Origin of the sequence: Thalassobaculum sp. (assembly GCF_040219615.1) — a bacterium.
Lineage (GTDB): Bacteria > Pseudomonadota > Alphaproteobacteria > Thalassobaculales > Thalassobaculaceae > Thalassobaculum_A.
Genome location: NZ_JAVJSE010000008.1, coordinates 176257 through 199635 on the forward strand (window position 1 = coordinate 176257; position 23379 = coordinate 199635).

Annotated in this window: 24 protein-coding genes; 15 read left to right on the forward strand and 9 right to left on the reverse strand. The window is 71.7% G+C overall.

Annotated elements, in window-relative coordinates; translation table 11 throughout:
• Positions 1-80: 80 nt before the first annotated feature.
• Together RIC31_RS03905 and glyA are read left to right on the forward strand one after the other, a co-directional pair.
• Positions 81-992 carry a DMT family transporter gene (locus RIC31_RS03905; RefSeq protein WP_350103266.1) on the forward strand — a complete coding sequence of 304 codons (912 nt, stop codon included), beginning with the start codon at positions 81-83 and terminating at the stop codon, positions 990-992.
• Between the two features lie 60 nt (positions 993-1052).
• Positions 1053-2375: a serine hydroxymethyltransferase gene (gene glyA / locus RIC31_RS03910; protein ID WP_350103267.1), complete on the forward strand. Its 1323-nt coding sequence runs from the start codon at positions 1053-1055 to the stop codon at positions 2373-2375.
• Positions 2376-2382: 7 nt separating this feature from the next.
• Here glyA and RIC31_RS03915 read toward each other — a convergent pair whose 3' ends face one another.
• Both RIC31_RS03915 and RIC31_RS03920 read right to left on the reverse strand, forming a co-directional pair.
• Positions 2383-2994, reverse strand: coding sequence for a DUF1989 domain-containing protein (locus RIC31_RS03915; RefSeq protein ID WP_350103268.1), 612 nt, complete (start codon positions 2992-2994; stop codon positions 2383-2385).
• A gap of 395 nt (positions 2995-3389) precedes the next feature.
• Positions 3390-4703, reverse strand: coding sequence for an aspartate aminotransferase family protein (locus RIC31_RS03920; RefSeq protein ID WP_350103269.1), 1314 nt, complete (start codon positions 4701-4703; stop codon positions 3390-3392).
• A 104-nt stretch (positions 4704-4807) separates the two neighbouring features.
• Here RIC31_RS03920 and RIC31_RS03925 point away from each other — a divergent pair, with 104 nt between their 5' ends.
• The 6 genes from RIC31_RS03925 to RIC31_RS03950 all read left to right on the forward strand — a co-directional run bounded on the left by RIC31_RS03925 (position 4808) and on the right by RIC31_RS03950 (position 10144).
• Positions 4808-5692, forward strand: coding sequence for a LysR substrate-binding domain-containing protein (locus tag RIC31_RS03925; RefSeq protein WP_350103271.1), 885 nt, complete (start codon positions 4808-4810; stop codon positions 5690-5692).
• Between the two features lie 58 nt (positions 5693-5750).
• On the forward strand, positions 5751-6635 hold the full coding sequence (locus tag RIC31_RS03930) for a LysR family transcriptional regulator (RefSeq protein WP_350103272.1): 885 nt from the start codon (positions 5751-5753) through the stop codon (positions 6633-6635).
• A 113-nt stretch (positions 6636-6748) separates the two neighbouring features.
• Positions 6749-7828 (forward strand): NAD(P)H-dependent flavin oxidoreductase, encoded by a 1080-nt coding sequence (locus tag RIC31_RS03935; RefSeq protein WP_350103273.1) that lies wholly within the window; start codon positions 6749-6751, stop codon positions 7826-7828.
• Between the two features lie 76 nt (positions 7829-7904).
• Positions 7905-8573 carry a TetR/AcrR family transcriptional regulator gene (locus RIC31_RS03940; RefSeq protein WP_350103332.1) on the forward strand — a complete coding sequence of 223 codons (669 nt, stop codon included), beginning with the start codon at positions 7905-7907 and terminating at the stop codon, positions 8571-8573.
• A 105-nt stretch (positions 8574-8678) separates the two neighbouring features.
• Positions 8679-9314, forward strand: a complete 636-nt coding sequence (gene upp / locus RIC31_RS03945; RefSeq protein WP_350103275.1) for a uracil phosphoribosyltransferase — start codon at positions 8679-8681, stop codon at positions 9312-9314.
• Positions 9314-10144, forward strand: coding sequence for an FG-GAP repeat domain-containing protein (locus tag RIC31_RS03950; RefSeq protein ID WP_350103277.1), 831 nt, complete (start codon positions 9314-9316; stop codon positions 10142-10144). The genes upp and RIC31_RS03950 overlap by 1 nt, the downstream gene beginning before the upstream one ends.
• A 39-nt stretch (positions 10145-10183) precedes the next feature.
• Here RIC31_RS03950 and RIC31_RS03955 read toward each other — a convergent pair whose 3' ends face one another.
• The 4 genes from RIC31_RS03955 to msrQ form a co-directional block, all read right to left on the reverse strand.
• The gene (locus RIC31_RS03955; RefSeq protein ID WP_350103278.1) at positions 10184-11209 is read right to left on the reverse strand and encodes a polyprenyl synthetase family protein; all 1026 of its coding nucleotides are present in this window, start codon (positions 11207-11209) and stop codon (positions 10184-10186) included.
• Positions 11206-13191 (reverse strand): cyclic nucleotide-binding domain-containing protein, encoded by a 1986-nt coding sequence (locus tag RIC31_RS03960; protein ID WP_350103279.1) that lies wholly within the window; start codon positions 13189-13191, stop codon positions 11206-11208. Before RIC31_RS03960 ends, RIC31_RS03955 begins: the two co-directional genes overlap by 4 nt.
• A gap of 288 nt (positions 13192-13479) precedes the next feature.
• Positions 13480-13704 carry an Os1348 family NHLP clan protein gene (locus tag RIC31_RS03965; protein WP_350103281.1) on the reverse strand — a complete coding sequence of 75 codons (225 nt, stop codon included), beginning with the start codon at positions 13702-13704 and terminating at the stop codon, positions 13480-13482.
• A gap of 176 nt (positions 13705-13880) precedes the next feature.
• The gene (gene msrQ, locus RIC31_RS03970) at positions 13881-14789 is read right to left on the reverse strand and encodes a protein-methionine-sulfoxide reductase heme-binding subunit MsrQ (RefSeq protein ID WP_350103282.1); all 909 of its coding nucleotides are present in this window, start codon (positions 14787-14789) and stop codon (positions 13881-13883) included.
• A 297-nt stretch (positions 14790-15086) separates the two neighbouring features.
• Between msrQ and RIC31_RS03975 the strand changes: the two genes are divergently transcribed.
• The 6 genes from RIC31_RS03975 to RIC31_RS04000 all read left to right on the forward strand — a co-directional run bounded on the left by RIC31_RS03975 (position 15087) and on the right by RIC31_RS04000 (position 20563).
• On the forward strand, positions 15087-16067 hold the full coding sequence (locus RIC31_RS03975; RefSeq protein ID WP_350103283.1) for a TRAP transporter substrate-binding protein: 981 nt from the start codon (positions 15087-15089) through the stop codon (positions 16065-16067).
• An 84-nt stretch (positions 16068-16151) separates the two neighbouring features.
• Entirely contained in the window at positions 16152-16673 is a 522-nt protein-coding gene (locus tag RIC31_RS03980; protein WP_350103285.1) for a TRAP transporter small permease, read from the forward strand.
• On the forward strand, positions 16673-17980 hold the full coding sequence (locus RIC31_RS03985) for a TRAP transporter large permease (protein ID WP_350103286.1): 1308 nt from the start codon (positions 16673-16675) through the stop codon (positions 17978-17980). The genes RIC31_RS03980 and RIC31_RS03985 overlap by 1 nt, the downstream gene beginning before the upstream one ends.
• Positions 17981-18010: 30 nt before the next feature.
• Positions 18011-18682 carry an aspartate/glutamate racemase family protein gene (locus RIC31_RS03990; protein ID WP_350103287.1) on the forward strand — a complete coding sequence of 224 codons (672 nt, stop codon included), beginning with the start codon at positions 18011-18013 and terminating at the stop codon, positions 18680-18682.
• The gene (locus RIC31_RS03995; protein ID WP_350103289.1) at positions 18679-19605 is read left to right on the forward strand and encodes a polysaccharide deacetylase family protein; all 927 of its coding nucleotides are present in this window, start codon (positions 18679-18681) and stop codon (positions 19603-19605) included. Before RIC31_RS03990 ends, RIC31_RS03995 begins: the two co-directional genes overlap by 4 nt.
• A 55-nt stretch (positions 19606-19660) precedes the next feature.
• Entirely contained in the window at positions 19661-20563 is a 903-nt protein-coding gene (locus RIC31_RS04000) for a sugar ABC transporter substrate-binding protein (protein ID WP_350103290.1), read from the forward strand.
• 8 nt (positions 20564-20571) lie between these two features.
• On the opposite strand, the gene RIC31_RS04005 is transcribed toward RIC31_RS04000, so the two are convergent.
• Both RIC31_RS04005 and RIC31_RS04010 read right to left on the reverse strand, forming a co-directional pair.
• Entirely contained in the window at positions 20572-21021 is a 450-nt protein-coding gene (locus tag RIC31_RS04005) for a PAS domain-containing protein (protein ID WP_350103292.1), read from the reverse strand.
• Between the two features lie 23 nt (positions 21022-21044).
• Positions 21045-21911: an isocitrate lyase/PEP mutase family protein gene (locus RIC31_RS04010; protein WP_350103293.1), complete on the reverse strand. Its 867-nt coding sequence runs from the start codon at positions 21909-21911 to the stop codon at positions 21045-21047.
• Between the two features lie 135 nt (positions 21912-22046).
• On the opposite strand from RIC31_RS04010, the gene RIC31_RS04015 reads away from it, so the two are divergent.
• Positions 22047-22367 (forward strand): hypothetical protein, encoded by a 321-nt coding sequence (locus tag RIC31_RS04015; RefSeq protein WP_350103294.1) that lies wholly within the window; start codon positions 22047-22049, stop codon positions 22365-22367.
• Between the two features lie 66 nt (positions 22368-22433).
• Here the strand turns inward: RIC31_RS04015 and RIC31_RS04020 are convergent, their stop codons facing one another.
• Positions 22434-23300, reverse strand: a complete 867-nt coding sequence (locus RIC31_RS04020) for a MurR/RpiR family transcriptional regulator (protein WP_350103295.1) — start codon at positions 23298-23300, stop codon at positions 22434-22436.
• Positions 23301-23379: the final 79 nt, after the last annotated feature.

Genomic DNA, 23379 nt, shown 5'->3' on the forward strand with positions numbered 1-23379 from the left:
CTGAATAGTTTTCTCAGATCAATTCGATTGTTTGAATGCGAGGCCGACGGATGATGCGGGACCGCTGCCGGAGGTTCCCCGTGCCCGCGTCCGTCGCGACAAGTCGCCGTGCCGTCCTGGAGCTTGCCGCCGGCAACCTGCTGCTCGGTACCCTCGGGATGTTCGTGGTCGAGAGCGGCCAGGACCCGGTCACCGTGGTGTTCTACCGCTGCCTGTTCGGGGCCGCGGCGATGGCCCTGTACTGCCGGCACGCCGGGTTGCCGGGCCTGCGGGCCATGACCCGGAGGGCCGCGCTGCTGGCGGTGCTGACCGGCGTGCTCATGGCCGGAAACTGGGTGCTGTTCACGGCGGCGCTCGGGCATGTCGGCATCGCGCTCGCGACCATCGTGTTCCACATCCAGCCGTTCCTGGTGGTGCTGCTGGGCGCCCTGGTGTTCGGCGAGGGATTGAGCGTCGTCCGGCTCGCCTGGGTGGCACTCGCCTTCGGCGGCCTGCTGGCCGCGATCGGGCCGGAGGTCATGGCGCCGGGCGAGCCGGCGGCGGTCGGGATCGCCTGCGCGCTCGGCGGTGCGTTTCTGTATGCCTGGGTGACGCTGATCGCCCGCCGCCTGACCGGCGTGCCGGGGCCGACGCTGACGCTCGTGCAGTGCCTGGTCGGGGCGCCGCTGCTGCTCGTGCTGGGGCCGGCGGCGCCGGGGGTGATCGGGGCGGTCCAGTGGGGCTGGCTGGCCGGCATCGGGCTGGTTCACACCGGCCTGGTCTACGCGCTGGTCTACGGCGCGGTCCCGCGGCTGGCGACCCCGGTGATCGCGGTGCTCACCTTCCTGTACCCGGCGAGCGCCGTCGCGGTCGACGCCGTGGTCTACGGCCGCCTGGTCGAGCCCGCCCAGATCGCCGGGATCGGCCTGATCGTGCTGGCCGGGCTGGGCGTGACGCTCGGCCGGCCGGCCGGGCGCCGTGCCGCGAGACCCGGGCCGGCGCCGGGAACCTGAAGAACGCACTTGCCGCCGGCGCGCGCCGCGGCTTCCCTGTCGCCGGACAAGGAGACCGCCATGCACCAGCTCGCCCGCCGCCCCTGGGTTCCCGCCGCCTGCGAGGATCTCGTGCAGTCGATCGCCGGCCGGACCGCCAGCGCGAGCGGCGCCGCGGTGGACGAGCGCATCGAGGCGCTGATCCGCCGCAACCTGGAGATCCACGACCGCGACTGCTTCAATCTCAACCCGGCGACCAACGTGATGAACCCGGCTGCCGAGGCGGCCCTGTCGCGGGGGCTCGGCAGCCGGCCGTCGCTCGGCTACCCGGGCGACAAGTACGAGATGGGGCTGGAGGCGATCGAGGAGATCGAGGTGATCGCCGCCGAGCTGGCGGCCGAGGTGTTCGGCGCCACCCATGCTGAGATCCGGGTCGGCTCCGGCGCGCTCGCCAACCTGTACGGCTTCATGGCGCTGGCGAAGCCGGGCGACGCGATCGTCGCGCCGCCGGCCAGCGTCGGCGGCCACGTCACCCATCACGCCGACGGCTGCGCCGGGCTGTACGGGCTGCACACCCATCCCGCTCCGGTGAACGCCGACGGCTATACCGTCGACCTGGACCGGCTGCGCGACCTGGCCCTGCAGGTGCGCCCGAAGCTGATCACCGTCGGCGGCAGCCTGAACCTGTTCCCGCACCCGGTCCGTGCGGTGCGGGCGATCGCCGACGAGGTCGGGGCGAAGGTGCTGTTCGACGCCGCCCACCAGTGCGGCATCATCGCCGGCGGTGCCTGGCCGAACCCGCTGGCCGAGGGCGCCCACCTGATGACCATGAGCACCTACAAGAGCCTGGGCGGTCCGGCCGGCGGCCTGATCGTGACGAACGACGCGGCGATCGCCGAGCGGCTGGACGCCATCGCCTTCCCGGGGATGACGGCCAATTTCGATGCCGCCAAGTCGGCGGCGCTGGCGATCACCCTGCTGGACTGGCGCGAGCACGGTGCGGCCTACGCGAGGGCGATGGTCGAGCTGTCGGGCGCCCTGGCCCGCGAGCTGCTGGCCCTCGGCCTGCCGGTGTTCGCGGCCGACCGCGGGATCACCCGGTCGCACCAGTTCGCGATCGAGGCGGCGGCCTTCGGCGGCGGCCAGGCGGCCTCGAAGACCCTGCGCAAGGGCGGGTTCCTGGCCTGCGGCATCGGCCTGCCGATCGCCGAGGTGCCGGGCGACCTCAACGGCCTGCGGATCGGCACCCCGGAACTGGTGCGCCGCGGCGTGACGCCGGCCGACGCCCCGGCGATCGCGGCGCTGATCGCCGAGACCCTGCGGGCCAACGCGCCGGAGACCGTGGCGCCGCGCACCGCCGCGCTGCGGGCGCGCTTCGCCGGCCTGCACTACGTCCGGCAGTAGCCGCAAGCTACCCGGCGGCGGTCACGATCACCCGTACCGGCGTCGGGTTATAGCCGTTGCACGGGTTCAGCATCTGCGGGCAGGCCGACAGCACGACCAGGGCGTCGGACTCGGCCAGCAGGTCGACATGGCTGCCTGGCGGCGAGACGTCGGCGGCGACGCCGAGCGTGCCGTCCGCCTCGACCGGCACCTGCATGAAGAAGTTCACGTTGGCGACGATGGCGCTTCGGTCCAGGCCGTGCTTGGCCAGCTCGCTCTCGAAGTTGGCGTAGCAGCTGTGGGTGCCGGCCACGCCGTAGCGCAGCCGGTTGTTGGCCTCGCTGCAGCAGCCGTAGATGGTGTCGTGCCGGCCGAGGCTGTCGCCCGTGACCCGCAGCAGCGGCTTGCCGCTGTCGGCGTACAACACCGTGCCGAGCCCGATGAACGCCGAGCCCTGGACCTTCAGCGTGTTGGTGGCGTTGTAGCGGTCGCCCGGGTCGACGGCGTCGTAGCACAGGAAGTCGACCGCCTGCCGGCCCGCGATGTCGACGATCCGCAGGGTCTCGCCGGCCCGGATCACCCGGCTCCAGACGGTGGTGGCGGGGACGACGTGCTCGAGGAGGGGTGGCGTATCGGTCATGGTCCGTGCCGGATCTCGTCGGTCGGGTCAGCGATGAGCATCGCCGCCGGTGGACTGCGTGTCCATGTCACTCCCCTGAAGCGGACGGCACCCCCTCTCTCTGGCGTCATTCCGGACGGGCGCGCACTCGCGCGGCCGAGCCGGAACCCATGCAGCGACCTACGGTGTTCACACATCCCGAAAATGCGTGCTGCCTAAGGTCATTCGCAACGCCCGTCACCTCGTGGGTCCCGGAGCCGGCCGCTCGCGCAGCCCCTCCGGGATGACGGAAAGGAGGTCGGATCTCGCGGTAAGACCGGCCGGGTTCCCCCATTCTTCGTCATTCCGGCGCCGTCCCGCCTCCGGCGATCCGGTCCGGAATGACGACAGGAGGAGGACCGGCGTCCGTCCGGTCCTCAGCCGGTCACCCGCCCGATCGCCGCCTCCAGCAGCTCGACGCCCAGGTCGATCTCCTCGTCGGTCACGGTCAGCGGCGGGGCGATCCGCATGGTGCCGCCGGAGCTGCCGGCCCGCACGATGTTGGCGGACAGCCCGACCACCAGGGCCATGTCGGTGACGGCGTCGGAGATCGCCGAGGCCGCCATGCCGCCGTGGTCGGCGAACTCCAGGCCGAGGAGCAGGCCGCGGCCGCGCACGTCGCCGATGCAGGGATGGCGCTGCTGCAGGGCGAGCAGGCCGTCCCTCAGCCGCTGGCCGGCCGCCGCCGCCCGCTCGGCCAGCCGGTCGCGCGCGACCACCTCCAGCACGGTCACGCCGACCGCCGCCGGCAGCGGGTCGTTGACATGGGTGGTGTAGAACAGGAAGTCGCGCTTCTCGGCGGCGTCGGCGATCGCCTCGGAGGTCATCACGGCCGACAGCGGCAGCCCGGCCCCCAGGGTCTTAGACAGGGTCAGGATGTCCGGAACCACGCCGTCGCGTTCGAAGGCGAAGGTTTGGCCGGTCCGGCCGATGCCGGTCTGCGCCTCGTCCAGGATCAGCAGCATCCCGCGCGCCGCACAGTGCGCCTTGAGCGCCGCCAGATAGCCCGGCGGCAGGTCGAGCACGCCGCCGGAGCTGAGGATCGGCTCGGCGATGAAGGCGGCCAGGTTGCCGGTGGACTGGCGGTCCAGCAGGTCGAAGGAGTCGTCGAGCTCCTGGCGCCAGTCGACGCCGGGGAAGCGCGGCCGGTAGGGGTTCGGGGCGGGAATCGCGTAGGAGCCGGGCATCAGCGGGCCGATGCCGCGGCGCCCGGCCTTGTAGGTCGCCGAGGCGGCTGCCCCGGTCATGCCGTGCCAGGACTGCGCGAAGCCGACCACCTCCCACTTGCCGGTCACCAGCTTGGCGATCCGGATCGCGGCCTCGTTGGCCTCGCCGCCGGTCGACAGCAGCATCGACTTCGGCAGCGCGGGGACCAGGCCGGCCAGCGCTTCGGCCAGGTCGACCACCGGGGCCGAGATCATCGAGGAGAACAGGTGGTCGAGCCGACCGACATGGTCGCGCACGGTCGCCACGATCTCCGGGTGGCAGTGGCCGAGGATCGCGCTCATCTGGCCGGAGGTGAAGTCGAGCACGCGGCGGCCGTCGGCGTCATACAGGAACGCGCCCTCGGCGCGCACCGGCACGAACGGCACGAAGTCGCCGCCATAGCGCATCAGGTGCCGGTTGGCGCGGGCCCAGAAGCTGTCGTTGGTGCGGGCCGATGGGGTGCGGGTGGGCGCGGCGTCGTTCATGGCGGCATCCTCCGGTTGGCCGCATCATCAGGCGACCGGCGGGGCGTCCGGGCAAGCGCAAAGAACTCGCTGGACAGGTGAGCTGGGTTCACCATTCTTGCGGCATGTCCGGATCCAGCCTGCCGTTGCGCGCGCTCGTGGTGTTCGAGGCCGCCGCCCGTCTCGGGAGCTTCCGCGCCGCCGCCGAGGAACTCGCCCTGACCCCGTCGGCGGTCAGCCACCAGGTGCGGGCGCTGGAGGCCGGGCTCGGCGTGACCCTGTTCGAGCGGGTCGGCCGCGGCGTGTCGCTGTCGGCCGACGGCGCCGAGTACTTCGCCGGGATCCGCGACGGCTTCGAGCAGCTGCGTCGCGCCACCGAGCGCATGGTCCGCCGCCGCGCCGGCCGGCGTGCCGAGGTGGTGCGGGTCCAGACCCCGCCCTCCTTCGCCGGGCGCTGGCTGCTGCCGCGGCTGCCGGCCTTGCTGGCGGCCGAGCCGGGCATCGACATCCGGGTCAATGCCGAGAAGGACCAGCGGCCCGGGGCGGCCGGCGTCGACCTGATGATCGTCTACGGCGACGCCCGTGCATGGAGCCGGTCGGCGCGGCCGCTGCTCGACGAGGCGCTGCAGCCGCTGTGCGCGCCGGCCCTGGCGGCCGGCATCCGCACGCCGGCCGACCTGCTGGCGCTGCCGCTGATCGGCACGCGCGGCAACGGGCTGTCCTGGGCCCAGTGGTTCCGGCGGCACGGCATCGACCCGGGCCGCGCCGGCCCGGCGATGGAGCTGGACCCGTCGGATGTGGCGATCGACGCCGCGGCCAAGGGCCTCGGCGTGGTCCTGGAGAGCGACGTGCTGACCGAGGAGGAGCGCCGCGACGGCCGCCTGGCGGCACCGCTGCCGGGCTTCGCGGTGACCGCCATGGCCTACTGGCTGCTCGCCTCGACGGAAGCCGAGGACCGCCTGGCCGTCGTCCTGGTCCGCGACTGGCTGCTGACGGCGGCAGGGCGTTGATATTCCACCAGGCACCGGCCCGTGGCATGATCCATCTCTCTCAGCGATGGGGTGTGCCATGGATGCCTCCGACCTCCGCGTGTTCGAGGCGGTCGCCCGTTGCGGCGGGATGAGCCGGGCCGCGGCCGACCTGAACACCGTGCAGTCCAACGTCACCGCCCGCATCCGGGGGCTCGAGGACGAACTGGGGGAACCGCTGTTCCGCCGGCACAGCCGCGGCGTCGACCTGACCGACGCCGGGGCAAGGCTGCTGCCCTACGCCCATCGGATCGCAGCGCTGCTGGGCGAGGCGGCGGCGGCGGCGCGCGACGACGGGACGCCGCGCGGCGCCCTGGTGCTCGGGTCGCTGGAGACGACGGCCGCCCTGCACCTGTCGCCGGTGCTGGCCGGCTATGCCAGGGCGTTCCCCGGAGTCGACCTGACCCTGCGCACCGGCACCACGGCCGAGATGGTGGCGGCGGTGCTGGCGCGCCGGGTCGAGGGCGCCTTCGTGTGCGGGCCGGTGGCGCATCCGGATCTGGTCGGACAGCCGGTGTTCCGCGAGCGGCTGGCCCTGCTGACGGCGCCGTCGGTGCATTCGCCCGAGGCGCTGGCAGACCGGCGCGACCTGCGGATCGTGGTGCTGCGGGCCGGCTGCTCCTACCGCCAGCGGCTGGAGGCGATCCTGGCGGCGCGCGGCGCGGTCGGCTACCGGATGCTGGAGTTCGGAACCTTGGAGGCGATCTTCGGCGCGGTCGCGGCGGGGCTCGGGGTCACCCTGCTGCCGCGCGGCCTGATCGGGCCGGTCTGGCAGGACGGCCGGGTGGCGGTGCACGACCTGCCGGCGGCCGAGGCGGCGGTCGAGACGGTGTTCGTGCGGCGCGCCGATACCCGGCTGTCGAGCGCGCTGGCGGCGTTCCTGGAGCGGGCGCGGCCGGAGCGGCGCGCGGCGGCGGCGGAATAGGGGCCGGCGGGCGGGCCATCGCCGGCAGCGATGGATACCATCTCGACAAACCGTTTTCCCGGATGCTCTGGGCCGCCTAGCTTCGAGTCCCGCGACAGAGACAGGAGCCGGCCATGCCCGTCCGCACCCCGCTGATGCAGACCCTCGGGCTCGCGCATCCGATCATCCAGGCGCCGATGGCCGGCGGCGGCGACACCCCGGCGCTGGTCGCCGCGGTGGCCGAGGCCGGCGGCATCGGCTTCCTCGGCGCCCAGTACCTGCCGCTCGAGAGGATCGGAGAGGTCGCCCGGGCGGTCCGTGCCCGCACCAACCGGGCGTTCGGGGTCAACCTGTTCGCGCCCCAGCCGGCGCCGGTGCTGCCGCCCGATCCCGAGGCCGCGGTGGCGCGGGTGGCGCCGTTCTTCGCCGAACTCGGGCTGGAGGCGCCGTCGGTTCCGGCATCGGCCGCCGACGATTTCGAGGACCGGCTGGCGGCGCTGCTGGAGACCGGCGCGTCGTCGCTCAGCTTCACCATGGGCCTGCTGCCGGAGCCGGCGATGCAGGCGGCCAGGGCGCGCGGCATGACGCTGATCGGCACCGCCACCTCGGTCGACGAGGCGGTGGCGCTGGAACGCTCGGGCGTCGACGCCATCGTCGCCCAGGGCGGCGAGGCCGGCGGCCACCGCGGCACCTTCCTGGGCGACCTCGGGGCCGGGGTGGTCGGCACGATGGCGCTGGTCCCGCAGGTGGTCGACGCGGTGTCGGTGCCGGTGATCGCTTCCGGCGGCATCATGGACGGCCGCGGCATCGCCGCCGCCCTGGTGCTGGGGGCGCAGGCGGTCCAGATGGGCACCGCCTTCCTGACCTGCGACGAGGCCGGGGTGCCGGAGGCCTACAAGGCGGCCATCCTCGCCGCTGCCGAGCATCAAACCCGGGTGACCCGGGCATTTTCGGGCCGGCCGGCGCGCGGCATCGTCAACCGCTTCATGGAGATCGTCGAGGCCGGGGCCGGGCCGGGCGACATCCTGGGCTTCCCGCTGCAGAACGCCCTGACGCGGCCGATGCGCACCGCGGCCGGCGGGCAGGGCAAGGCCGACTGCCTGTCGCTGTGGGCCGGCCAGGGCGTGCGGCTGGCCGGTCGTGGCCCGGCGTCGGCGTTGATGGCGAGGCTGGCGGCCGGGACCGCGGCGGCGTTCGGCCGGGCCGACGGCTGATACGGGGTTTCGGCCGGACCGGTTCGATGCCTATTCTTGAGGCATGACCGAAGTGAGTTCCTCCGACGCCGGCGTCATGCCGGCGTCGTCGTCCCGGCGCCGCGGCCGCATCGGCGAACGCAACCGCCGCCGCATCCTGACGGCCGCCGAGCGGGTCTTCGCCCGCCGCGGATACCAGGGGGCGACGCTGGATGAAATTGCAAAAGAATCAATGCTTCCGAAGGCAAACTTACTTTATTACTTCAAGAGCAAGCAGGCGCTCTACCACGCGGTCGTCTCGGACATCCTCGAGGCCTGGCTGGCGGCCCTGGGCGAGATCAGCGTCGACGACGACCCGGCCGACGCACTGACCGGATACGTCGAGCGCAAGATGGCGCTGTCGCGCGAACGCCCCGAGGGGTCGCGGGTGTTCGCCATGGAACTCATCACCGGCGCGCCGGTGATCGGCGAGTATCTGCGTGGCGCCCTGCGCGACTGGGTGGAGCGCCAGGGCGCGGTGTTCCGGGTCTGGCAGCGCCGCGGGATGATGGCGGACCTGTCGCCCGAGCATGTGTTCTTCGCGATCTGGGCGATGACCCAGACCTATGCCGACTTCTCGCCGCAGGTCACCGCCGTGCTCGGCGTCGACCGCCTGGAGGAGGCCGACTACCGGCTGGCGGTCGGCACCGTCACGGCGATCATCCTGCGCGGCCTCGGCCTGCCGCCACGCCGCTCCGGGCGAGTCGCCGCGGCTCCGTCGGGCTGAAGTCCCCGTTTTCAGACGGTTGGCCAGGGCCACCGACAGCCTCTTGCCAGCGTGGAACGGCGGAGACATGGTCGGCCCACCCCGTCCCCCTGTGAGGCCGCGTCGATGGAGTACAAGAACACGACCGTCGTCGACCATCCGCTGATCCGGCACAAGCTGACGATCATGCGCGAGGCGACCACGGCGACCTCGAAGTTCCGCCAGCTGCTGCGCGAGATCAGTCTGCTGCTGGCTTATGAGGTGCTGCGCGACCTGGAATGCAGCATGGTCGAGATCGACACCCCGCTGGAGCGCATGCAGGCGCCGAAGCTGGAGGGCAAGAAGCTGTGCTTCGTGTCGATCCTGCGCGCCGGCAACGGCCTGCTCGACGGCATGCTCGACCTGGTGCCGTCGGCCCGGGTCGGCCATGTCGGGCTGTACCGCGATCCGCAGTCGCTCGAGCCGGTCGAGTACTACATGAAGCTGCCCGAGCACATCGGCGACCGGCCGTGCATCGCCGTCGACCCGATGCTGGCGACCGGCAACTCGGCGGCGGCCGCCGTCCAGCGCATCAAGGACGCCGGCGCCACCCGCATAAAGTTCGTGTGCCTGCTGGCCGCCCCGGAGGGCATCGCCACCTTCACCAAGGCGCACCCCGACGTGCCGGTGTTCACCGCCGCGATCGACCGCGAGCTGAACGACCACGGCTACATCATGCCGGGCCTGGGCGACGCCGGCGATCGGATGTACGGCACCAAGTAGTGCGGCGCACGGCGCTGGCGGGACTGGCCGCGTTCGGCCTCGCCGTCCTGGCCGGACCCGGCCAGGCGACGGCCGAGCGGCTGCCGGACGGCGGGATCGCCGAGGCCGCCGGGCAGGGCGTGGTCCGGGCCTGGTACGAGCGCCCGACCGGGCGCTACGGCCATGGCGTGCTGGGCGACGCGATCGAGGGCGGCAGCCTGGTCGCGGTCGACCCGGAGGGCCGTCGGCACGAGCACGTCCTGCCGGTCAGCCGGGTGTTCGAGGACATCACGCCGCGACTGGCCGACCTGGACGGGGACGGCCGCAACGAGGTCGTTGCCATCCGCTCGGACCTGGCGTCGGGCGCGGCTGTCGCGGTCTACGGGATCCGTGACGGAGCCCTGGTCGAGATCGCGGCGACCGCGCCGATCGGCAGTGCCAACCGCTGGCTGTCGATCGCCGCCATCGCGGACTTTCTCGGCGACGGCGTCCCGCGGATAGCGGTGGTGCGGACGCCGCATCTGTCGGGCGTGCTGGAACTCCTGGAACTGCGTGGCGAGCGCTTGGCCCGGATTGCCGGCCCGGCGGCCGGCTACTCGACCCACGCCATCGGCTCGCGGGTGCTGTCGCTGGCGGCCGTCGTGGACGTCGACGGCGACGCTGCCGCCGACCTGGCGTTGCCGGACCTGGCACGTCGCCGCGTCGTGCTCGTCGGCTTCGCGGGCGGGCTGCGGGTGCTGGGCTCGCACGGCTTGCCGGGCCGGGTGACCGACCGGATCCGGGTCGTCGCGCCGGGCCGCCTGGCGGTGCCATTGGAGGACGGTGGGACCGCCGAGATCACGCTGCGCTAGGAGCGCATAGCGATCGAGCCAGGCCGGCCTTGCGGATTTTCACCTGTGTGAACCGGCTCGTCGCTGGCCGGGACCGGCAAGGGACTCGATGAAGCCCGCGAGGTTTCGCGGATCCGGGAGCTCGGCCCTGTTCAAGGCGGCCCGCGCCATCGCCAGGTCGATGTTCCGGTATGCCATCACCGCAGCCACGGCCGGGCTGGCGCGAAGCTCCTGGCGGAGGGCTTCACGCTCAACCTCCGACGTCCGTGCCGCCTCCAGGCGGGCGAGGAAGGCCGGCCGCTCCGAAGCCGCCAGCGCATTGACATGGGCGGCCCGCGGCACCTTGCGCTTGCCCTGCTTCAGGTCGCCTCCCTCCGGGCTCAGCAGGTCGGCGAGGTCACTCCACAGGGTCAGGGCGCCGACGAGGTGGTGGGCGTAGCCGGCGAGGTGCCGCACGATTTCCGGACCGGCGCCGGCCAGCACCGCCGCCATCTCGGCGTATCCCGACGCCTGGTCCGGGCCGCCGGCGGTCAGCACCCGGCGGGCGGTGACCATGTCCCAGGAGGAGGGCCCGGGCGCGGCAAGATCCTCGCGCTGGCCGTCGGCCATGCGCAGCAGCGACCGGCGATGGATGCGGCCGAGCGCGGCCAGCAGAGCCGGATCCCCGGTCGCGCGCGCCAGCGCCTCGGGGACCAGCACCGAGAGGATCAGCGCCCCGGTCAGCTCCATCTCCGCCGGTCGCCGGTCGCCCCAATGCGCCGGCCAGTCGCCGTCGGCCAGGTCGTCGAGGACGTCGAGCGCCAGGAAGGACAGGGCCGAGGCGGCCGGCAGGGCAATCGGCACCGGCCGGCCCGGGGCCACCGCCTCGAAGATCGCGACCGGCAGGGTGGCGAAGAGCGAGAATCCGCAGACCTCGCGGCTGCCCCGCTCCTTGACCGCCAGCTCGGCCCGCGCGAGCCGCAGCATGTCGCGCTGTCCCGCGCTGCGGGCGAGCCCGTCGGCGAGGTCGTCGATCCACGCTGTCAGCGCCTCGGCGAATGCCGGGTCGTCCAGCCTCGCGGTGTCGGCGTCGGGTGCGGCGGTCATGTCCGGGCCGCCGGCCGGTTACGGGACGCTGCCAGGGCGAACCTCACGCTCCGGGACAGGAAGGCGGCGCTGCTCGCATACCAGAGCAGGGCGACGGCCAGCGCGCCCAGCGTCGCCGGCAGGGCCGGTACGGCGTCACCGAACCAGGCGGCGAGCAACGGTCGATAGACGAGAAACAGCACGACGCCCATGGCTGATACGTAGACCAGGGTGAAGGCCGTGTAGGCGATCTCCACCGGATGCCGGCGGGCGATCGTCAGGTCCCCGGACCGGACCAGGTCAAGGAACCGCCGGAACGACTTTTCCCGCAGGTTCGGACGGTCCAGCCAGTCGGACAGCAGGTAGTAGCCGTCCAGGTCGAAGAACGGGTTCAGGTTGACCAGGACGATCTGCCAGGAGAACACGGCGAACAGCCACAGCACCGCGACCGTCGCCGGGTCCTCGGCGACCAGCAGGCCGAGCCCGGCCAAGCCGGCGAGGATCATGTTCACCACCATGCCGGAGGCGTCGACGACCAGCCGGGGCACCCGCCCCTCCAGCCACATGTCGCTGGTGTTGACGTAGGCGAAGACGAACGGCCCCTGGCAGCCGAGGCCGGCGCCGAGAACCTCGCGCCCGTAGTGCTTCACCGATAGGGCGTGGCCGAGTTCGTGCAGGACGATGCTGGCGTAGATCATCGGCACCACCAGCCACAGCCGGCCCTCGGTCCAGCCGCCCTCCATCGCCGTCCGCGCCTCCGGGCCGGCGAAGGCAACGACCGCAGTCCCGCCGAGGATGATCGCGGCGATGATCGTCAGGCCGACGGCGCGATAGGCGAGATGCCCGCCGCGATCGTAGAGCCGCCCGATCAGCCGGTCGCCGGAACCGAGATCCCAGTGCCAGACGAAGATCCGCTGCAGGGCGGCGGCGATCCGGCGCGGCGCTCTGCCGCCGACGCTGCCGCCGGTGGTCCGGCCGGCGAGCCGCCCGGAGACATCCGGGGTCACGCTCTGGACCTCGACGAAGCCGGCGGCGGTGAGGGCGGCGATGGTGTCGGCCACCACCTGTGGTGCGAAGGTCTTGGTCGCGAGCATGTGGGCGATCGCGATGTCGCGCATCGTCGCCTCGCCGTCGAGCTTTTCCCACAGCCGCCGGCCGCTCTCCGACAGCTGGAAGAAGGCGCCGGTGTCCGTCCGTTTCAGGATGTGCAGGGTGTCGCCGTCCGCGGCCCGCCGCTCGTGCACCTCCACATTCGGCGCCTGCCGGGGCCGTTCACGCAGACGCAGCAACTGGATCGCCTGCAGGCCGATGCGCCGGTCGTGCTCGAACATCTCCAGCAGGGCGTCGCGGTCGATCCGGAAGGCGCTGCCGTCCTTGAGCGCGCGGACCGTGGCGTTGCGGACCTCGCCGGTGAGGATCGCCGCCTCGCCCAGCATGGCGCCGACGCCGAGCGTGGCGAGCCGGCGGTCGTCCCCGTCGTCGCGCCGGACCACCTCCACCTCGCCCTCGGCGATCAGCAGGGCGAAGTCGCCGGCATCGCCCTGCCGGATCAGTTCGTCGCCGGCCGTGAAGGGTGTTCGTGTCATCCGCGCCGACAGCGCGTCGAGCATCCCCGGTTCCAGCGCGCCGAACGGGCTGGCCATGCGCAGGAACCGGAATCGGAGGATGCTGTCGCGCAGCCGGAGCACCGCGTCGCGCAGCCCGCTTTCGGTCTCGAGCGCTTCGACGAAGACCGCTCCCGGCAGGCTGAGAACCCGAACCGGGCCGGTCGCGGTGACGGTGGCGTTGCGCCGGCCGTCCGGCTCGAGCAGCGCCATTTCGCCGAACATGTCGCCCGGCCCCAGCGATTTCATGAACACCGACCGCTTGCGGTCGGCGGAGTGGACGACGACGGTTCCCGCGGCGATCAGGAACAGCCGGTCCCCGGGGTCGCCCTCGCGGACGATCACCTCGCCCGGGCCGTACGGCGCCTCCGTGAAATGCCCGGCGAGCGACGCCAGCACCTCCCCGGACAGCGCCGCAAAGGCCGGGTGGGAAGCAAGGACGCCGACTCTATCGGCCGTTGATTGATCCTTGGATGGCACAATCGGTCAAGGGTCGTGGTCTTGCGGGTTCACATCAGATCCTGCCGTCAGGGAGATCCGTTGCGGAAGGGCTCTTCCGTTTGCCCGACGTCGATCCACCTCGGCAACGCGCGGTGTCGGTCGTCGGGTCGCATCCGGCGCCCCTGATCACGCCTTCCGGACCGGCCGGGGCCACCGTAGCCTGGCGCTTTCAGGTGAACAGAACCATCAACCGCCGACTTGCCCAACATCGAAGGTCCCCGCCGACATCCGCTCCGCGAGCTGCTCATCCGTCTGCGAGAAGTCGATCGACTTCAACAATGCCCGTTCCTCATCGTCCAGCTCGAAGCCAGCGTTCCGGATGGCGGCCTCCGGATCGGTTCGGACGTCGGCCGGGAACGTTTCGTCGGACACGTACTTGTCCAAGATCTCCTTCACGATCTCTTCGCTCATCCCAAACTCCTCGGTCGTCAGCTGTCTTGGGACCGTCGGAGTGGCGCTGCGATCTGCAGTCTGTCGCTCTCGGGATCGATACGCCAGCCGGAATGCAATTTATCGTCCTGTCTTGAATTCAATCACAGGCAGTGGGGGATTGGACTTGGAGCGTGGGAACTGGTCGCCGCCGAGACTCATCGGCGCGCGAGCGGCCCGTGCCGCCGCGCCAGGGCGCCGGCCGCCACTGCGAGACCGGCCGCCAGCACCCACCAGGCCGGGCGGACGCCGATGTCCAGGTCGAAATGCGCCGCGGCGATCACCGAAGGCGGGGCGTGGAAGGCCATCGAGATGCCTGCCACTTCGCCGGCTGCGGTCAGCACCGCGGCCACGACGGCAAGCCCCACCAGCCCGCCGACCGAGGGGTCGCCGAGCCGGCTGCGCCACAGCCGGTACGCCATCAGCCAGACGAACAGCCCGCTGAACAGGATCGGCTGGGTCACGTCGGCCTTGGTCTGCAGGAAGAAGTGCACCAGCGCCAGCACCGCGATCGGATAGACCAGCCGGTGCAGCACCTGCCAGCGCTTGCCGCCGAGCCGCCGCACCATGCCGTCGGTCGAGGTGGCGGCCAGGGCCGCGAGGCCGAGCAGGGCGGCGAGGCCGATGGTCAGGTAGAAGCGCAGCACGATCTCGCTGGAGACCTTCCACAGGTCCCAGGCCCGCTCGCCGGCGTACAGCACCAGATGCAGGGCGGCCGCCAGGAAGACGGTCACGCCGATCATCCGGCGCACCGCGACCAGGCCGTTCCAGCGCAGGGTCCGGCGCAAAGGGGTGACCGTCAGCGAGGCCATCAGGAACAGCACCGTCCACCACCCGACGCGGTGAATCGCAAGGTCCCAGGGTCGCGGCCCGAGGTCGCCGGCCAGCGCATCGACGGCCAGCAGGGCGGCCGGAACCAGCAGCGCTAGGAAGGCGACCAGCTTCAGGGGCGAAAGCCGCCCGGCGCCGTCGGTCCAGGGCAGCCAGCGTCGCAGCGGCCGCGCCGCCGCAGGCCGCCGCCCTGCCGGTTCCGGTCCGGCCCGCATCGTCTCGGTCGCGGTCGACATCCCGTGGACTCCTCGCTGTCTTGCATCAACCAATGTCAGCCGCCGCCATCTGGTTTCGCCGCGCCTGCAAATGAACCACAGCGACCGGCCGATGCCTGCTGTTTGTGCATCGCAGCAAGCACAATCCCGTGAGCCGGCCCGCCCGAGTCCCGGGATTCCGCCGGATACCGGCGGGCGCGCGCCTGGACTCGATCTTGCTAACCAGCACCGTCCGTTTCGGACATCGAGCGACCTGGCCTTCCCACCGCGATCGGTCGGGGGAGGCGGGTGGAGGCATCAATAAGGAGGATTTCGGGGATGGCTTGGACACGCAACCGAGTGGCGGCGGCCGTGGTCGGCGCGGCACTCGCGGTCGCGAGCGGCCCGGCGCTTGCGGTCGACTGGATCATGGCCTCCGGCTATTCGGAGGAGAACTTCCACACCAAGAACATCCGGATGTTCATCGCGGAGGTCGAGAAGACCACCAGCGTCAAGATCAACCTGAATTCCAACGACTCGCTGATCAAGCTCGACGCCATCAAGACGGCGGTGCAGCGCGGCCAGGTGCCGATCGGCGAGATCCGGCTGGGCGTCTACGGCAACGAGGATCCGATGTACATCCTCGCGGGGCTGCCGTTCATCGCCTCGAGCTATTCCGAGGCGTGGATGCTGAAGGATCTCCAGAAGGGGTACTTCGCCGACAAGTTCGCCAAGGACGGCATGCGGATCCTGTACTACACGCCGTGGCCGGGGCAGGGCTTCTACACCAAGTTCCCGGTCGCCTCGACCGAGGACTTCAAGGGCAAGAAGCTGCGGATCTACTCGACGGCGACCCAGAAGATGGGCGAGATGCTGGGCTTCAACGCCACCATCCTGCCGTTCGCCGAGATCCCGCAGGCCTTCTCGACCGGGCTGATCGAGGCGCTGTTCACCAGCCCGCAGACCGGCATCGACATCCAGGCCTGGGACAACACCAGCCACTTCACCTATGCTGGCGCGATCCTGTCGAAGAACGCGGTGATCGTCAGCGAGCGGTATTTCTCCGCCCTGTCCGACGCCGACAAGTCCGGCATCCTGGCGGCCGCCGCGAATGCCGAGCTGCGCGGTTGGGAGATGAGCGCCCAGACCACCGCCGACCAGATGAAGGTTCTGGCGAAGAACGGCATGACCACCGGCACGGCGCCGGCCCAGGTCATCGACGCCATGAAGAAGATCGGCGTGGCGATGATGGACGACTGGCGCAAGACCGCCAGCCCGGAAGCGGCTGCCGTTCTCGACCGTTACCTAGCCGTGCAGTGACCCTGCAGCGACGACCCTGACGGCCCCCGGCCGCCGGAAGCGGCGGCCGGGACCGCCGGATACGAAACCAATTCGGTGACCCCCGTGCGACGCGTGCTGGACACCCTGTATCTGTGGAGCGGCTACGTGGCCGCCGTCTTCCTGGTGGCGATCGCCGCCACCATCATCGCCCAGATCGTCGGCCGGTTCCTCGGCGTGGCGGTCGACTCGACCGAGACCGCCGGCTTCAGCATGGCCGCCGCGACCTTCCTGGGCCTCGCCCACACCTTCAAGCAGGGCGCGCACATCCGCGTCAGCCTGCTGGTCGGGCTGGCGAAGGGGCGGGTCCGCCAGGCGCTGGAGCTGTGGTCGGTCGGCTTCGGGGCCGCCGGCATGGCGTATTTCTCGTACTGGGCGATCGACCTCGTCTACTATTCCTACGTCTTCCACGAGATCAGCCCCGGCCTGCTGGCCATCCCGTTCTGGATCCCGCGCCTGGCCATGGCCGTCGGCAGCGCGATCCTGACGATCGCCCTGGCCGACGAGTTCGTGCGGATCGCGCGCGGCGCGGTGCCGTCCTACGAGGCCAACGCCGAGACGGTGCTGGCCGGGCCGGGAGACGACTGATGGACGCGGGAACCATCTCGATCATCCTGTTCGCGGCCATGCTCGGCCTGCTGGCGAGCGGCCTGTGGGTGGCGCCGGCCCTGCTGACCGTCGGCTTCATCGCGCTCGAGTTCTTCTCGCCCGCGCCTGCGGGGTCGCTGCTCGCCACCACGGTCTGGGATGCGTCGTGGAACTGGGCGCTGACCGCGCTGCCGCTGTTCGTGTGGATGGGCGAGATCCTGTTCCGCACGCGGCTGTCGTCGGACATGTTCAACGGCCTGGCGCCGTGGCTGTCGCGGCTGCCGGGCGGGCTGTTCCACGTCAACATCGTCGGCTGCGGCGTGATGGCGGCGGTCGCGGGCTCCAGCGCGGTGACCTGCGCCACCGTCGGCCGAATGAGCATCCCGGAGCTGAAGAAGCGCGGCTACGACGAGGCGCTGTCGATCGGCACCCTGGCCGGTTCCGGCACCCTCGGGCTGCTGATCCCGCCGTCGATCATGCTGATCGTCTACGGCGTCATCGCCCAGCAGTCGATCTCGCGGATGTTCATCGCCGGCGTGCTGCCGGGCATTATGCTCATCGGGATCTTCATGGGCTACGTGATGATCCGCACGACCCTCGACCCGAGCCTGGCGCCCAGGGAGACCGAGCGCACCACCCTGCGCCAGAAGCTGTGGGCGTCGCGCCTGCTGATCCCGGTCATGCTGCTGATCTTCGTGGTGATCGGCTCGATCTACGGCGGCTTCGCGACCCCGACCGAGGCGGCGACCGTCGGCGTGATCGGGGCGCTGGTACTGGCCTGGTGGTCGAAGTCGCTGAACCGGGCGTCGTTCATGGAAAGCCTGATGGGGGCGGTGCGGACCTCCTGCATGATCGCCTTCATCCTGGGCGGGGCGGCGTTCCTGTCGATCGCCATGGGCTTCACCGGGGTGCCGCGGGTGCTGGCCGGCTATGTCGACAGCTTCGACCTGTCGCCGACCATGCTGCTGGTGGTGCTGACGGTGCTGTACATCTTCCTCGGCTGCTTCCTGGACGGGGTGTCGATGATGGTGCTGACGGCGGCGGTGGTGCTGCCGATGGTCAAGGATGCCGGCATCGACCTGGTGTGGTTCGGCATCTTCACGGTGATCGTGGTCGAGATGGCGCAGATCACGCCGCCGGTCGGCTTCAACCTGTTCGTGCTGCAGGGCATGACCGGGCGCGACATCCTGCAGGTGACGCGGGCGGCGATGCCGTTCTTCTTCCTCATGCTGCTGGGCATCGTGGTGATCACCGCGATCCCGGAACTGGTGCTCTGGCCGGTGCAGTGGATGGTCGCGGCACGATGAGGAGGTCGACACGATGAGGAGGTCGGCACGATGAGTCCGCCGCCGCGGCTGGTCCGGCTGGTCAACCCGAATGCGGGTACTGCGGCGACCGAGCGCATGGTCGCCGCGGCACGGGTCGCTGCGCCCGAGTGGCTGTCGGTGGAGGGCTATACCACGGCGGCGTCGCCGGTGCTGATCGTCGACGAGGCCGGCGCGGCGCAGGCCGAGGCGGCGGTAGTGGCCGCCGCCGGGCGCGACTTCGGAAGCGAGCATGGCATCATCGTCTCGGCCTATATCGACCCCGGCATCGAGGCGATCAGGGCCAGGCTGTCGGTCCCGGTGGTCGGCATCGGCGAGAGTTCGATGCGCGCCGCCGCCGCGATCGGCCGGTTCGCGATCGCCATGACCACGCCCGGGCTGGTCGCCATGGTGCGGCGCTACGCCGACCGGCTCGGCCTGGCCGACCGGTTGGTGGCGGTGCCGAGCACCACCGGCGACCCGCACGTCCTGATGGCCGATCCGGACCGGGTGCTGGCGGCGCTCGACGACCTGGTCCGCCGGGCGGTGCGCGACCATGGGGCGGAGGCGGTGATCGTCGGCGGCGGGCCGCTGGCCGATGCCGCCAGGGAACTGGCCGCGACATCGCCGGTGCCGCTGATCGAGCCGGTGCCGGCGGCGGTGCGCGAGATGTCGACGATCCTGGCGCGGCGGTGGGGAACATGAGCGCCCATGGCGGGCAGGGCCGAGACCTGCGCGGCTACGGCGACCGCCCGCCCGACCCGCACTGGCCGGCCGACGCCCGGCTGGCGGTGTCGTTCGTGGTCAATGTCGAGGAGGGTGCCGAATTGTCGGTCAGCCTCGGCGACGAGCGCAACGAGGCGGTCTACGAGATCGTCGAGGAGGTGGCGGGCGCCCCCGACCCCTGCAAGGACACCCATTTCGACTACGGCACCCGCGCCGGCTACTGGCGGATCATGGAGCTGTTCGACCGCTACTCGATGCCGGCGACCATGAACTGCTGCGCCCGGGCGCTGACCCTGTCGCCCTGGCTGGCGCAGGACGCGGTCGAACGCGGTCACGAGATCGCCTGCCACTCCTACCGTTGGGAGCGGCACGCCGGCATGGCCGAGGATCACGAGCGCGCGGTGATCGACCGCTGCGTGGCCGAGATCCGCGCCGCCGCCGGCGTGCGGCCGCTCGGCTGGCACACCCGCTCGGCGCCCAGCCCGAACACCCGGCGGCTGCTGGTCGAGGAGGGCGGCTTCCTCTACGACAGCGACGCCTACAACGACGACCTGCCCTACCTGACCGAGGTCGCCGGCCGGCCGCATGTGGTGCTGCCCTACGCCTTCGACACCAACGATATGCGGTTTCAGCGCCAGGGCGGGTTCACCCACGCCGACGACTTCGCGCGCTACTGCACCGACGCCATCGACTGGCTGTGGGAGGAGGGCGGTCGCGCGCCGAAGATGCTGTCGATCGGCCTGCACCTGCGCATCGTCGGCCGGCCTGGCCGGATCGCCGGGCTGGACAAGGTGCTGGCGCACATCGCGGCCAAGGGCCAGGTGTGGGTCGCCCGCCGCGACCGGATCGCCCGGCACTGGCGGGAGGTCGCGGGGCTGCCGGGCTGGACCGGGGAACGGTGAGCCCGGGCAGAGCGACCGGCATGACGCGGCGGCCGGGCCTGCGCTAGCATCGCCCATGGCCCGGAACTTCCGCCTCCACTGCCTGACCAAGAACCGCACCAACCCGGCCTATGTCGGCGCCCAGATCGGCGCCGCCCGGCTGGCCGACAGCCTCGGCTGCACGCTGGTCGGCGCGGCCCCGGCGACGCCGGACGATCCCGGCGAGCAGATCGCCCTCCTGGAGGAGGCGCTCGCCAGCCGGCCTGACGCGATCCTGATCGCGCCGGTCCACACCACCGCCCTGGACCCGACCCTCCGCAAGGTGGTCGATGCCGGCATCCCGCTGGTCTTCTTCGTGGCCAGCGCGCCGGCGATCGCCGCCGACACCTTCGTCACGGCCGACAACCGCACGCTCGCCGCCGCCGCCGCCGGCCGCCTGTTCGAGCATCTGGGCGGAACCGGCGAGGTCGCGATCCTCGAGGGCCTGCCGCAGTCGCCGACCGCGGCGCCGCGCGCCGAGGGGTTCCGCGCGGCGGCGTCCGGTTATCCGCGCATCCGGATCGTCGACTCGGCGGTCGGCGACTACCAGCACGCCGGCGGCCGGCTTGCGATGGCGCGGATGCTGGAGCGCCACGCCCGGATCGACGGGGTGGTGGCGGCCAACGACGCCATGGCCCTGGGCGCGATCGCGGCCCTGCGCGAGGCCGGGCGGGAGGCCGCGGTGGTCGGCATCAACGCCATGCCCGACGCGATCCGGGCGATCCGGTCCGGGGCGATGCTGGCGACCGTCAGCTACGACGCCCTGTCCCTGGTCTGCACCGGGGTGCATGCGGCGGTGCGGATCCTGACCGGGCGGCCGGTTCCCCGGTTGCTGGAACTGCCGGCGGACGTCGTCGACGTGGGCAACTGCGCGGCCTGGGACGTGCCCTACGAGCAGCGGCCGCTGCCGACCTGGGAGAGTGCGACCGGGATCGCCTGAGCGACCGGCTACGCGTCGCCCCATTCGCGGATCAGGCCGATCATCAGCATGTCCACCGCCTCTCCGCCGCTCGAGAGCGGAAGCCCCAGCCGATTGTAGGTGCCGGTCCGGCCGTCGCTGATGTCGGTGTAGTCGCCGATCCGGAAATGCGGCCGGCGCTCCTCGACCGTCGCCACGTTCCACGGGCGGGTCTGCTGGCCGATCTGGGTGACGCCGTCCTCGTAGAGGTAGCGTCCGGTCAGGTCGCGGCCGCGCAGCTCGGCGACCGCGGTCCCGTACAGCCGGACCCGGAAGCGCAGCGGCTCGTGGCTGACGTCGAGCAGGATGAGATGCTTCAGCAGGGCCGGAATCTCGACCGGGTCCAGGTCGCTACGTGCCGGCATCTCCCGGCCGGCCCGCTTGCCGTCCCAGTACGCATGCAGTTCCCGCAGCAGCGGATGGGATATCTCAAGCCCCACCGGCGTCGACCCGTCGGCGGGCGTCACCCGGTGATGAACGGCTTCGCCTGGGCGTCGTAGTCGCCGTAGCCCAGGGTCGCGCGCAGCTCGGGCGGCGGCAGCGCGGCCGAGGACTCGGACTCGCCGGCCGCCAGCGCCGCCAGGCCGGCCTTCATGGCGGCGACTGCCGGCGACAGCATGCCGGTCGGGAAGGTGCCGATCTTGTAGCCCATCGCCGCCGCCTCGGCCTGGGTCGGGGTGGCGCGCGGCGCGCCCGGCGACAGCACCGAGAAAGACGGCCGGCCGCCGGCGGCGGCGACGGCGCGCCGGATCTCGTCCTCGTCGGCCGGCGAATCGAGCAGGAAGATGTCGGCGCCCTCCTGCACGAACATCTCGATGCGGGCGACCGCCTCGTCGATGCCCTGGGTCGGCCGGCAGTCGGTGCGCGCCAGCACCAGGATGCCCGACTCCTTCGCCGCCTCCACGGCGGCGCGGATCTTCATGCGGGCCTCCTCGCGCGGCAGGCAGGGCTTGCCGGCGGCGGTGAGCCCGCGCGGGGTGATCTTGTCCTCGATCAGCACCGCAGCGGCGCCGGCCCGCCCGTAGGTCGAGACCACGCGCTGGACGTTCATGGCGTTGCCGTAGCCGTGGTCGCCGTCGGCCAGCACCAGGGTCCGCGGGGCAGCGTTGTGAACCATCTGGAAGGAGTCGAGCATCTCGCCGAACGACACCAGGTCGAGGTCCGGGCCGCCGAGCCGGCTGGCCGCCACGCAGGACCCGGACAGGAACGCGGTCTCGAAGCCGGCCGACGCCGCCAGCTTGGCGCTCAGCCCGTCCCACACCGCCGGCATCACGACGAAGCCGGGCTTGGCGAGCAGGGCGCGCAGACGGTCGGGGGCGGAGGCGGTCATGGTCGGGATCCTTGCGGGAGAGTGGGGCAGGCGGACGGGCGCTTAAGACGATAGGCATCCGGCGGGAGAGCGGCAAGCGCTGTCCCCGCCGGCCGGATGTCTGGCAGGCTGGCACGCCACAGCGGAGGGGATGCCATGATGACCGCCGACGAACTGCGCCGCTTCATCGAAGGCCGGACGGTGCGGGCGCTCGATCCTGAGACCGGCGCGGGGGTGGCCACGGTCGCCTACCGGCCCGACGGCAGCTGCCGGCTTCGGCATCTCGCCGGCGGGGCGGTCGAGGACGGCCGATACGGGTTCGACGGTCCGGTGTACTGGACGCGCTACGCGGCGTTCCGGGGCGGTGAGGTGAACCGGTTCACGCTGACCGCCGTCCGGCCGGGTCGGGCCCAGGCCTGGCACGACGACGGCCGGCGCGCCTATCTGCTGGTGGACGAAGGCGGCGTTCGGGAGTGAAGCCGCCGGAGCCGTAGAAGCCTGGCATGTACAAAGGGCGTCCGGCCGACTTCAAACCGACCCGCGCTACAGATCCCCCAACTCGCCATGCACCTGCTCGATCCGGCGCAGGCGTCGGCGGCCGTCGGCGCCGATCTGCGAGGCCACCAGCGAGCTCAGCAGGTTGAGCACGCTCAGCACCGAGACGTAGCTGTCGAACAGCGCGGTGCTGCGCACGTCGCAGGCGATCGTCCAGGTCGCCCGGTCGCGCAGCGCCTGGCCGGAGCGGTCGGTGACCAGCAGCACCCGGGCCCCGCTCTTGCGCAGGATCGTCAGCCAGCGCTCGACCGCCGGCGGCCGGCGGCGGATCGCCACCACCACCGCGACATCCTCCTCGCCGAGGTCGGCGAGGTACTCGGCGGTGGTCTCGCCGGCGCCGGGTGCCAGCACCACGCGGTCGCGCAGCATGATCAGCTGCCAGCGCAGGTAGGTCGCGAAGATGTGGCTGTTGCGCAGCCCGAAGATCCGCACCCGCCGGGCGTTGGCGAGCGCCCGGGCGATCACCGCGATCTCCTCCGACGGCAGCGACTCGATGGTCCGCACCAGGTTGTCGACGTCCTTGCGCAGATGCGCCTCCAGCGCCCGCGACAGGCCGCTCTCGCGGTCGTCGAGATAGACCGGCGAGCCCCAGGCGCGGGCGTCGCGCACCAGCTTGCGGGCCTCCTCGAAGCTCTCGAAGCCGAGGCGCCGGAAGAACCGGGTGCCGGCCGCCTTCGAGACCCCAGCCCGCTCGGTCAGCTCGGTCGCGGAATGGGTGACCAGCAGGTGCGGGAACTCCTGCACCAGGTCGGCCAACCGTTTCTCGTTCGGGCTGAGGCGCTCGTAGGCGGCCGCGACCCGCTGCTCCAGCGAACCGGACAGGGGCGGGGGCGGCGGATCGGAGGGAGGCGCCATCGCGCATAAAACTCGAATTGTGGTCTGGACAGCCTGAAACCACTGTTTCAGTATGTCCACAAAATACTGCATCGCAGCA